Here is a 6,095-nt window from a genome sequence, read left to right as displayed (position 1 = left end):
TTAGATGTGTAAGAGCGTAGTCTGCGTTAGTTGTGTATAATAGCGAGCGGGAGAGCATCGTGATGATGACGCGTAAGATCGTCGGCAGCGTCAGATGTGTATAAGAGACAGGGTTAAAAATAGGTTAAAAATTTAAAATTAAGTAATTATTTTTTATACAAACCCATTCAAAATAACGTTCCCAAATAAAAGTTTGGGTAGACACAAAAGCCAAGAAACGCTGTAAAACAAACGTTACTTGGCTTTTTCATTGGATATTGTTTATACAAAGGTATATAAAGAGAGTTTACAATAAGACTTTTCAAAATATTGCAGAAAACATTGTAGGGGTGTTATATGAATAAAAACCTGTATATGGAGACTTTCTAAATCTGTATTCTTCTCAATCCTATATTACAATTGCTGGTGGTTTAGGTGAAACGATCTTCAACAAACGGGCGCGATTGTGGAGCAACACAGGTAGAAAATAATCAAACTTTTTTATTAAAACCTAACTTATAACTGCTAAAGAAAAACCCCTTTTGATCAATCTTTTTTCAAAAGGGATTCTTCTTAATTTAACATAAAATAAGGGTTTGCAAGGTAATTTTACTCAAACTTTAATTCAAAGCTACAGTTTCTCCACTAACTAGTAGCGATAGAACAAAGCATAATTTTATTTGTTATAATTTAAGTAATATATATAAAATAAGTAATAATATGGATAATTAACTGATTCTACATAGTCAAGTGACATTCAAGAACTAATTCGTTCCACATTTAAGCTAAAGAGAGTAGGGATGTTTATGTATAAAAAGCTTTCTGCGGATGAAAGAGAGCAACAGCTATCAGCATTAACTATAAAACAACGGAATTTTTTAGAAAACGAAATGAAACGTGGTAGACGGACAGTATTAGAAAACGTTATGAGAGAGGAAAAAATCACAGCACTCAAGTCCATAGATATAACTCTTCAAGAAGATGAGATGAATGTCGTAGATTGGTTGATTTCCGATTACAATGATTTTGGTCCAGGTAATCTAGATGGGCGATGCGCCTGTGGTCGACGACTACGATATATGTTTACCGTTGAACATCAAGTGACTCGGACAAAAATTCAATATGGGAAGGATCATTTGAGTGCATTTTTAAATATTGAAGTGAATGAAATAGATGGCGTTATAAATGAGTTAGATAAGATTGATTATGAACTAGATGAACTTTTATGGAAATTAAATAATAATGTGTACTACCACGAATACTACAATAGAATCCCTGATAAAACAGTAGTTTCTGAAAGCATTAAAAGGCATTTTGAAATGAATATTCCATTTTTAGATCGACAAATCAATAGGTTAAATAAATATTTTCAAAAACAAATGGAAGCATTAGAGGAAGAACAACGTAAAATTCAGCGTGAAGTTGACCTTGAAGAGCGCCAGAAAGAAAGAAGACGAATTGAAGAATTACTTCAGGAAAAGAAAAATATTGAGGCCACTTTAGAGGTTGTAAGAAAGGCTCAACGCGAAATTGAAATCAAAAGACAACAGCAGGAAAACGAACGTATAGAAAAATTGTCACAAGAAAAAAAGATGATAGAAGACAAACTAATTGAATCAGTAAAAGCACAGCTCGGCTATAATGCTGCTTTCGATGAAGTAGCATATTCACTTGTATTGAACGGTCAACATAGCGCGGTAGCAATTAGTCATATTATGGCTAATGATTTTGGCTTTAATAAGCATTTTTCTGTAGGCATTATGCATCGTCCCTTCATTTATTTTGATGTATTACTGGCTTTGAAGAAACAAGTGGATAAAGGATATCTTATTATGGATGAATCATCAAATATAGTGGATTGTATTTTCTATGTGAATCCTTACCGTGAGGAAGATAGAAGTAATGAATCCGAGGAGTTGCAACAACAAACTTTTTCACTTTTTTAATGGTAAATAATTTGGATGAGATAACTCATATTTTTGTTTATTTTAATGATTTTGATGCAATACTTGATGGATTTTACTTAGTTTCAGAAAATGATTTGTCCGATTTAAAAAGTTTGAAATCAGCAAGATTTATAATAAGAGATATAAACGGCAACGAAGCTTGGTTTAATAATTTGAATTGCGGTTATGGCGGTATAGGACCATCTTACTCACAAAAAGTACTTGAGAAACTTGGTATACCATCAGACAAGTCCAAATGTGTAAAAGATAGTAGTTATGACATAGTTAAGTATTTTAAAAATGAAAAAGGGGAGTTTGAAGTTTATCCTATTGAAAGTGCAATTACGAGAAAATCAGAATGTAAAGCAACTTTATATTATCACAAGGGAAAAATAGTTTGTTTGCAAGTTGAAGAGAATTACGTGTCTTATATGGATGATAAAACAAAGTTCTTATATGAATATTCATCGATTGTTCCCAATCCTAGTGATATTATCCTGTTTAATAATAGAGAGTCTGCTATTGAGCATGGATATTTCACAAAAGATTTTTTTGGTAATGATAAGGTTTACCAAGTAATATTAAGAGATCAGCATGGTAGGGAACTTTGGTTATGCCCTCCTGTTCATGATAATAGCGCCTTGAAATATCAAAAAAGTGTAAATGAAATATTAGAGTTTTGTGGTCTAGATGTAAAGTTTGAGGAAAACAAACATAAGTAAATATTAAACCGAAACAAGTTCCAGTAGAAGTAATTGAAATAAATAGCAGCTTATAGTTAATTTACATTAAAAGAATTGATTATAAAAGCACTCAAAACAAAAAAATCACACACATCAGACAAGTCTAGGTTGTGTGATTTTTATTTTCATGCATTAATATGCTGTGTAAGCAATATTTTTATTTTTTTCTCCAAATTCATTTGCGTTTTTATCATTAGTAGCATTTTTGAGTCCAAAATACACATCAAACCAATATAAATCTCTTTTTCTATTTAAATCACCTGTGTCCGTTACTTTAAAAATAGTTTTATTACTATAACCTTCTACATATAAAGCATTTTTTATGAGTATAGTAGAACCAAAAGGAAATATAGTATCATGGTTTGATGTTGATTTTTGATGAACAGCAACAGTCATATACTGTTTTTGGATAACTTGCTCCACCATGCCCTATTTTATTTCCTGTATAACCAGTTACTACACCTGCAATATGTTCAGAGAGCGCTTGTGTTTCGATGTCCGGTGTTTCGATGGCCTGTGTTTTCGGTGAAAATGTAAAAATAAATATAAAACAAGTAAGTATCGAGATAACTGCATTTTTCTTCATGAATACAACCCCTTTTAGTTTTTATATTGTTCTCTTTCAAATTCTTCTTCTAGCTCACCCGTTTCTGCATTGAACAATAAATAAATCATATTTTCCTTGGACTGGTCCCATCCGATAACCATCACAATTGGAATGTTTTTTTGCGAGTCTTTAGTAAAACTAAAATTATATCCCTTAGCAAAAGTGTCTCCGGGATAAATTTTGGTGATTTTTTGAGCCCTTTTTAGTAATTCAGGTGTATCATACTTAAATTCTTCAACACTAGAAATAAAGTGACTTTTAGGCATAGCGTTTAATTCATTAGGAACATGTACTTTATCTAGTACCTTTCCGTTTTGAATAGTTATTAAATAATAGTCTTTTTTATTTGGTATGCCAAATTCAATGCTCCAGTACTTTCTTCTGCCTTCCATTCCTGTTGGCGTTTTATCTTTGTCAACACTATTTCCACTATATAACATTGCTTCTTTGTTCCACTGAAGAGCCTCTTTTTGGGCAATCTCAATTGCTTCTTTTAACGTTAAACCCATTTCCATGTCAGGAGAAAAAGCAACTTCAGATTTTTTGCTCGAATCTAACGTTGTATCGTGGTCTGTACTTTGTTGACAACTTGCTAAAAATACACAAATGAAAAGAAGTAAAAAAAATTTCTTCATTAATTCCTCCCTCCAAAGAAAATTAATTTTAGTTGGTATAAGAGTAATTTATACATATAATTTCAAATACCTTCCATTAATTAAAATGTTTATGAAAAGGTCTCTTCGATTTCTATTTACCTAGAAGAACGCCAGAAAGAAAGAAGATGAATTGAAGAATTACTTAAGGAAAAGAAAGAAATTGTGGCCACTTTAGAGGCTGGAAGGAAGGCTCAACGCGAAACTGAAATCAAAAGACAGCAGCACAAGAAAATAGATGATAGAAGACAAACTAATTGAATCAGTAAAAGTACAGCTCGGCTATAATGCTTCTTTCGATGAAGTAACATAATTACTTGTATTGAACGGTCAACATAGCGCGGTAGCAATTAGTCATATTATGGCTAATGATTTTGGATTTAATAAGTATTGCCCTATTTAAATGGACCAAAGATGAACTAGGTCCTACAAGTGTATTTTTATGGTCAACCGATTAACCAGGTCCTGCAGCTGAATATGTTTGGATTGATTGCCCCAGTGATGAGCAGGTCATCTGGCCAAAGCAAAGAGGCTTAATAACTAGCCGCATTAAAGGTGGCTTTATTCTTAAAATTTTAGTGTTTCATGATTTTACATTAAAAAGTTGAATAAGACGAAAAAGGTCGAATACATTATGATATCTGCTCATATCGTAAAATGAGAGGAGGTGGGATTTATTAAAAAGAAATTCCTTATTGTAGTCTTAAGCATCATGGGGGTACTATTATTAAGCTTCGGATTAGCTTCTTTAAATGGTTCTGCTGAAAATAACATTAGTCCACCACCAAAAAGTGCTGAAATTCAAATGTTGGAAAAGATAGAAGTAAAATTAGTGGGGAAATATAAAATAGGTACCTATAGTATTAATACTCATGTTGATAACAATTCGAAGGATATAGATATTGATGTTCTTGGAAGCCAAGAGTATTATGATTCAGTAAAACATGAAATCAAAGATGTTGTGAGAAATTTGATTAGGTCAACTAAATTTGAAAAATATAATGTTAATGTAAAAAAAGGTGAAATTCGTCAAATGATAACAGAAGAAGAGTTAGAAAGAAATAATTTATTGGTTGAGATCGCAAAAAAAATTAATAATGAATTATCTAATGCTTATCCAAACAAAATTGATGGAGGAGTAGATATGAGAATTCCTCCACCGGAAGATCCCCAAGAACTAATTGTGGAAGTAAGTACATTGTTAGATGGGGAAAAACAAGTAGATATTGGTAAGGAAATAGAAAGGACAATATATACTACATTAGAGAAAAAGTTAGCCTCTAATAAACTTTTAAAAGAAAGTACCGTGAAAATATACATTTATAATAAGAATAAAGAAAAAATAAAAACATCTTTATAAAAAGATGTTTCAGACTGTAGACAAAGTCGATTTTTTCGACTTTGTCTATTATTTTTAAATTAAACGGCTATAAGTACAATTTTTTCAGATTTTCCAAACCCTTTATTTTCTAGGATTCAGAAAAATATTTGAACATAGAAAACTAAAGTTAAATGCCGACTTATGATAACTTTTTGTTACGAATTTAGTTTGTCGACACTCTGAAATATCTTTATAAAAAGATGTTTTTTTTCTTTAATCATAAAAGCTTAATGTAAACTTGTCACCCTTATCAACTAAAATAGAGAATTGTACTCTATCACCTGCATTAAGATTACCAATTTGAACAGTTCCTTTATAGTCATCTATTGAATTAAGTAAAGTAAACTTTTTAACCCCATTAACAAAATAAGTAGTATGGACATAATTTGAACTATAAAAAGTGCTTTGCATATCTATTTTAAAATTCCCACCATCAGTCGCAACATATTCATTAGTCAACCATGCTACTCCTGCTCCAAGTGTTGGATTTTGTTGTCCTTTAAAATCCCATTCTCCAGCCCCCAAAGGATTTACCTTTGAATCACTATCAATTTCTGTTGCATAAGTATAAAAAGGAATTGCAAAAGTAGTTGCTAAAGAAATCATAAAAACTAATAACAGAATTTTAAATCTAAATAATTTATTCATAATAAAACCTGTCTCTTATACACATCTGACGCTGCCGACGATCTTACGCGTACGGTTCTCGGCGGTCGCCGTCCTCTATGCTCACTAATACGAAAATAACTTTCAGACATCTCAACATTCAATTATACACGACTCCAC

7 protein-coding genes are annotated in these 6,095 nt (G+C 31.5%); 3 read left to right on the top strand and 4 right to left on the bottom strand.

The annotated features are described in order from the left end of the window. The first annotated feature begins 785 nt into the window (after positions 1-785). Positions 786-1,925: a hypothetical protein gene (locus BFM98_RS20270; RefSeq protein ID WP_225340947.1), complete on the top strand. Its 1,140-nt coding sequence runs from the start codon at positions 786-788 to the stop codon at positions 1,923-1,925. Continuing rightward, the gene (locus BFM98_RS20265) at positions 1,925-2,647 is read left to right on the top strand and encodes a hypothetical protein (protein WP_066038279.1); all 723 of its coding nucleotides are present in this window, start codon (positions 1,925-1,927) and stop codon (positions 2,645-2,647) included. The genes BFM98_RS20270 and BFM98_RS20265 overlap by 1 nt, the downstream gene beginning before the upstream one ends. 153 nt (positions 2,648-2,800) lie before the next feature. Here the strand turns inward: BFM98_RS20265 and BFM98_RS20260 are convergent, their stop codons facing one another. The 3 genes from BFM98_RS20260 to BFM98_RS20255 are packed head-to-tail and all read right to left on the bottom strand — an operon-like array spanning position 2,801 to position 3,910. Then, positions 2,801-3,064, bottom strand: a complete 264-nt coding sequence (locus tag BFM98_RS20260) for an RlpA-like double-psi beta-barrel domain-containing protein (RefSeq protein ID WP_175400785.1) — start codon at positions 3,062-3,064, stop codon at positions 2,801-2,803. Next, on the bottom strand, positions 3,024-3,254 hold the full coding sequence (locus BFM98_RS23720) for a hypothetical protein (protein WP_004224158.1): 231 nt from the start codon (positions 3,252-3,254) through the stop codon (positions 3,024-3,026). The genes BFM98_RS20260 and BFM98_RS23720 overlap by 41 nt, the downstream gene beginning before the upstream one ends. Before the next feature lie 14 nt (positions 3,255-3,268). Beyond that, positions 3,269-3,910 (bottom strand): hypothetical protein, encoded by a 642-nt coding sequence (locus BFM98_RS20255; RefSeq protein ID WP_004224156.1) that lies wholly within the window; start codon positions 3,908-3,910, stop codon positions 3,269-3,271. 730 nt (positions 3,911-4,640) lie between these two features. Here BFM98_RS20255 and BFM98_RS20250 point away from each other — a divergent pair. Beyond that, positions 4,641-5,288, top strand: a complete 648-nt coding sequence (locus BFM98_RS20250) for a hypothetical protein (protein WP_244264666.1) — start codon at positions 4,641-4,643, stop codon at positions 5,286-5,288. 234 nt (positions 5,289-5,522) lie between these two features. Here the strand turns inward: BFM98_RS20250 and BFM98_RS20245 are convergent, their stop codons facing one another. Then, entirely contained in the window at positions 5,523-5,957 is a 435-nt protein-coding gene (locus BFM98_RS20245) for a hypothetical protein (protein ID WP_004224152.1), read from the bottom strand. Positions 5,958-6,095 lie beyond the last annotated feature (138 nt).

This window comes from Lysinibacillus sp. AR18-8, from assembly GCF_001705465.1.
GTDB classification, from domain to species: Bacteria; Bacillota; Bacilli; order Bacillales_A; family Planococcaceae; genus Lysinibacillus; species Lysinibacillus capsici.
Note: the sequence above shows the minus strand (reverse complement) of the source record. Positions and strands in the feature narration are given on the sequence as shown.